4 protein-coding genes are annotated in these 4,388 nt (G+C 74.6%); all 4 read right to left on the reverse strand.

Translation table 11 applies throughout. From position 1 onward, the window contains the following. On the reverse strand, positions 1–1,407 hold a 1,407-nt coding region (locus SACPADRAFT_RS0206695; RefSeq protein WP_007026662.1), incomplete at its 3' end, for an AAA family ATPase. 25 nt (positions 1,408–1,432) lie between these two features. Then, complete coding sequence (locus SACPADRAFT_RS0206700; protein WP_007026663.1) at positions 1,433–2,431, reverse strand: CDP-alcohol phosphatidyltransferase family protein; 999 nt, start codon at positions 2,429–2,431, stop codon at positions 1,433–1,435. 4 nt (positions 2,432–2,435) lie between these two features. After that, positions 2,436–3,134, reverse strand: coding sequence for a phosphatidylserine decarboxylase (locus SACPADRAFT_RS0206705; protein WP_007026664.1), 699 nt, complete (start codon positions 3,132–3,134; stop codon positions 2,436–2,438). A gap of 252 nt (positions 3,135–3,386) precedes the next feature. Then, the coding region (locus SACPADRAFT_RS0206710; RefSeq protein ID WP_040924039.1) for a molybdopterin molybdotransferase MoeA at positions 3,387–4,388 on the reverse strand (1,002 nt) is incomplete at its 5' end.

Genomic DNA, 4,388 nt, shown 5'->3' on the forward strand with positions numbered 1-4,388 from the left:
CTCGCGCCGCAGCGCGACCAGGTCCGCGGCGACGAACCCCGGGGTCCGCTCGGCGACCCGGCCGAGGTCGGCGCCGTGCTCCACCGGGGTGTCCCGCAGCAGGATGCGCAGCAGTTCCGTGCGGGTCCGGGCGTCGGGCAGCCCCAACCGCAGCTCCCGGTCGAGCAGGTCCGTCGACCGGAGCCGGGGATCGACCGACTCGGGGTGTGCGGTGGTCGCCACGACCGCCACCCCTGATCGGCCGAGTGCGTCGCGTATCCGGTCGACCAGCACGGTCGCCACCGGGGGCGGTGTGGTCGCCGGGAGTAGTGCGTCGACGTCGGTCACCAGCAGGACGGCGGGTGTGCCGGCACCGGAGGCCGTCTCGCCCGGGGCCGCCGCTCTTTCGACGGCGGCCGTGCCTCCCGTGGCCGCCGCTCTTTCGACGGCGGCCGTGAACCGGGACGCCGCCGCGTCCGGTTCCAGCGCCGCCAACCCCGGGGCCTCCACCTCGACGACGGGCACCCGTCGGGCGTGGGCGACCGAGCGGACGAGCGTGGCCTTGCCGACCCCTTCCGGGCCGGACACGAGCACGCCGAGGCGACGGGAGGTGCCCAGCGTCGCGAGGAGATCGGGACGGTCGAAGGCCAACTCGAACCACTCGCCCAGTCTGCGGGCGGCCGACTCCGCGCCCGCGAGGTCGGCGAGCGGGACCGCGTTCCCCGCGTCCTCCGCGTGTTCCGCCTCCCCCGGATCCGCCGACCCCGCCGGGCTCCCGGCCGCTCCCGTCGGTGCGGTGGTCGTCGCCGCGGTGGTCGCGGTGTCGCCGGGCCGGGTCGCGGGGCCGTCCGGCGCCGGGGTGTGCGGTTCGCGCCAGGTCACCACGGTCGCACGGCCGACGGCCACCGCCCCGTCCGGCTCGGTCGCGGTGACGGTGAGCAGTTCGCTGGTCCAGGTGGCGCCCACGGCCCGGGACAGGGTCCCCCGCACGGCGGGGACGTCCGAACCCGGTGGCGGAGCCAGATCCTGCGGCAGCAGCGACACGGCGTCACCGACGGTCAGCACCTTCCCGATCAGGGCCAGTCGCAGGGTGTGTTCCGGCACCGACAGGCGTGCCAGCCGGGAACCGGAGACGGTCACCCGGCGTGCCGCCCGTACCTCGCAGGGTCGGACGAGAACGTCGGCTCCCTCCGCCACACCGACGTTGCCCATCGTCACGTCGTCGGCGAGCAGGACCCCGGGCGCCGCTCCGGCCGGTGCGGGGGCGGCGAGTGCGACGCTGACCCGGGCCCCGGTCAGCCGCACGGCATCCCAGGCACGCAGCCCCAGCGCGTCCAGCACCTCGCGGTGCAGCCGCACCACACCGCGGCGGGTGTCCAACGCCGACGCGGTGTGCCGGACGGTCAGGGTCAGCTGTGGCGCGCTCACCTCCCCAGGCTAGCCGGGGTGCTGGTCAGTCGTTGCTGAATTCCCGCTCGCGGTTCTGCCGCAGTCCGATGCGACGCCAGTTCCGGCGCCGTGTGGTGCGCGTGCCGCCGCGTGCCGGGGGCGCGGCACCCTCGGGTGGGTACACCCTCGGCACGTGCCCGGTGGGGCGCGGCCTGCGCACCGCGCGGCGGGCCACCCCGGCCACCCTGCGGAACTGCGGCCTGCGGAGCCCGAGTTTGCGCTGGGTGCGCCCCCGACGAATCGCCCGGCGTTCCCGCGACGGCACCTCCCACGCCTCGGGATGGCGGGCCAGCCACCGGTACCGGTACACCGAGTACGGCAGGTGCACCAGGTACAGCAGCAGCACGCTGGTGAGGACCAGCAGCGGGTACTGGATCGTGGCGGCGGCGGCCAGGCCGACGAACACCAGCAGCGGCGCCACCGCCTTGGCGGGAACCCGCAGCTTCTTCAGGGACAACGTGGGCACGCGGCTGATCAACAGCAGCGCGACGGCGACGGTCCACAGCCACACGGTCGCCTCCGCCGACCACCAGCCCGGACCGAACGCCAGGGTGGCGATGACCGGCAGCAGCGCGAGCAGACCACCGGCCGGCGCGGGAACCCCGACGAAGAACTCGTTGGCGTACGGCGGCTGTTCCGTGTCGTCGAGCAGGGTGTTGAACCGGGCGAGGCGCAGCACCATGCACACCGCGAAGATGAGCGCGGCGACCCAGCCGAGGCGACTGGGCTCGCCGGACCAGACGTAGAGGACCAGCGCGGGGGCGACCCCGAACGAGATCGCGTCGGACAGCGAGTCGAGCTCGGCGCCCATCCGCGAGGAGGCGTCGAGCAACCGGGCGATCCGGCCGTCGAGACTGTCGAGCACGGCGGCGATCCCGATCGCGCCGATCGCGAGCCGGTGATCGCCGAACAGGGCGAACTGCACGGCCGAGAGTCCCGCGCACAGGGCGAGCACGGTGACCGCGTTCGGCAGCAACCGGACTCCGGGGGTGGTCCGGGCCATGGATTCAGTCCTTCGTCGCTGGGAGCTCGGCGAGCGGGGTCTCGCCGCCGATGGTGCGTTGTCCCTCGCGCACCAGCAGTCGGCTGCCGGGCGGCAGGTAGGTGTCCACGCGCGAGCCGAAGCGGATCAGCCCGTAGGTCGAACCCGCGTCCAGCCGCTCGCCCGGGGACACGTCGCAGAGGATACGACGGGCCACAAGCCCGGCGATCTGCACCACGACGAGGTCGTGTCCGTCGTCGGTGCGCAGCAGCAGGGCGTTGCGCTCGTTGTCCTCGCTCGCCTTGTCCAGATCGGCGGAGAGGAATGTGCCCGGCCGGTAGGCGACCTGCTCGACGGTCCCGGTCGCGGGCGCGCGCTGAACGTGCACGTCGAGCACGGACAGGAACACGCTCACCCGGGTGCGCGGCCCGTCGGGCAGGCCGAGTTCGGGAGGCGGCGACGCCTGCTCGATCAGCGAGACCAGGCCGTCGGCGGCGGAGAGCACCAGGTCGGTGCGGGCGGGCGGCACCCGGCGTGGTTCGCGGAAGAACGCCGCGGTGGCCAAGGCGCCGAGGCCCGCGGCCGTGCCCAGCCGTGGCGAGAGTCGCCGGAGCAGCAGTGCGGCCGCGGCGGCACCGGCGACGAACGGGCGCCCCGCGGGGTGCATCGGGGGGACGGAATCTCGGATCAGGCGCGCGGCGTGGCCGAGCGGGTTGGCGCTCATGGCGGGGGATTTTCCCGCATGGACGGGCCGGGCGGCGTCCGCCCCCCGACGTCGTACGCCACCCGGCCGCGGAAGGCCGATGGTAGACGCGCACCCCGAGGTAGGTAACCACATGTGCAAGAAACGTTACCAGGAGTCGTCGTCGGGGTTGCCGTGAAGGACCCCTTCCCTGCGTCGGGTGCCGCGAAGGCCTCCTTCCCTGCGTCGGGCGCAGGGAAGGACCCCTTCACGGCACACCCCGGGACGGGCTGCTCAGAGGAGGAGGACGTCGACCTCCGAGTCGGCGGGGGCCGCGGTGGTGTCCTCCGGGAGCACGATCAGGCAGTTGGCCTCGGTGAACGCCGCCAGCAGGTGCGAGCCCGGCCCGCCGCGCGGGCCGACGACCCCGGTGACGTGCCCCCGGCCCGGGGAACCGGGGGTGTGGTGGCCGCGGCGGAACTGCCGCTTGCCCGCGGGGGAGGTCAGGTCCTCGGTCAGCCGTGCCCGTACCCGGCGCCGGTCGACGTCGGTGTGCCCGAGCGCCGACAACAACGCGGGCCGGACGAACGCCTCGAACGACACCAGCACGCTCACCGGGTTCCCGGGCAGCGTCACCACCGGCACCCCGTCCCAGTGTCCGCAGCCCTGGGGACCGCCCGGTTGCATCGCGACCTTCGTGAACCGGACGCCGATGCCGGTCAGGGCGTCCTTGACCACCTCGTAGGCACCGGCGCTCACCCCGCCGGACGTGATCACCAGGTCCGTCCCCGGCAGGCGGGACTCCACGGCCGCGCGGAAGGTGTCGACGTCGTCGGCCACGCTGCGCAGCGTCTCCACCCGGCAGCCGAGGGCGGTCAGGGCCGCGGCCAGCATGATGCTGTTCGACTCGTAGATCTGCCCGTGCCGCAGCGGCTCCGGCGGGAGCACCAGCTCGGTACCGGTGGACACGACCAGCACCCTCGGCGGCTCGTACACGGCGAGCCGGTCCAGTCCGATCGCGGAGGCGAGGCCCAGGTGTGCGGGGCCGAGCACGGTGCCCGCGGCCAGGGCGGTGGCGCCGGCGGCCACGTCCTCACCCGACCGGCGGATGTGCGCCCCGGGGTCGACGGTGGCGAACACGCGCACCCGTCCGGTGCCCGCGTCGGTCCGTTCGACGACGACCACGCTGTCCGCGCCCGGCGGCACCGGGGCACCGGTCATGATCCGGTGTGCGGTCCCCGGTTCCAGCGGTGGCACGTCGGTGCGGCCCGCGGGGATGTCGGCGGCGACGGGCAG

The sequence above is a fragment of the Saccharomonospora iraqiensis subsp. paurometabolica YIM 90007 genome, assembly GCF_000231035.2.
In the GTDB taxonomy this organism is placed as follows: domain Bacteria; phylum Actinomycetota; class Actinomycetes; order Mycobacteriales; family Pseudonocardiaceae; genus Saccharomonospora; species Saccharomonospora paurometabolica.

What these genes read in the sequence shown, in the direction of transcription:
- SACPADRAFT_RS0206700 (WP_007026663.1), bottom strand. Translation starts at nt 2,431, where the DNA reads ATGGCCCGGACCACCCCCGGAGTCCGGTTGCTGCCGAACGCGGTCACC.
- SACPADRAFT_RS0206705 (WP_007026664.1), bottom strand. Translation starts at nt 3,134, where the DNA reads ATGAGCGCCAACCCGCTCGGCCACGCCGCGCGCCTGATCCGAGATTCC.